Here is a 523-nt window from a genome sequence, read left to right as displayed (position 1 = left end):
ATGAAGTTATTAAAACTAATGTTGGTGGTAAAACTTTAATTTATAGAAATAATCCAGTTATAACTGATGATAATGATATTCCAAATAAAAAATATGTTGATGAAAAAATACCAAAGTTAACTGATTATTATAATAAAACTGAGATAGATAAAAAATTAGCGGATATAAAAATTATTAAATGAAAAGTAAATGGAAATAGAATTAATGAAAGAAAATGACATATTGTATCTGTCCCATTACATCAATATATTTATCGAGTTTTTGTAACATGACAAAGTGAAAATCCATTAGAAAGTTTTCAACAAGTTATATTTTTTAAAACACCAAGAGTAACAGGTAGCGGAACTTGAAGAATTGCTTCTGGTAAAATTGGTAATGATGATGTTACATTAAATATTAATTTTGATTATCCAGATTGAAGTTTAACTTTAAATGGTGGTAATGGTGGAGCAATTATTAGTTTTGAAGTATTAGAACAATCTGATGTTAATGTTTATCAAATTAATAGTAAAACATTAAATAT

1 protein-coding gene is annotated in these 523 nt (G+C 23.5%); it reads left to right on the top strand.

Features of this window, described 5'->3' with window-relative positions:
• The coding region (locus M0D11_RS06480) for a hypothetical protein (protein WP_252321176.1) at positions 1 to 523 on the top strand (523 nt) is incomplete at both ends.

This window comes from Spiroplasma endosymbiont of Lariophagus distinguendus (genome assembly GCF_023846195.1).
Taxonomy (GTDB): domain Bacteria; phylum Bacillota_I; class Bacilli_A; order Mycoplasmatales; family VBWQ01; genus Spiroplasma_E.
This window is presented reverse-complemented; position numbering and strand designations above follow the sequence as displayed.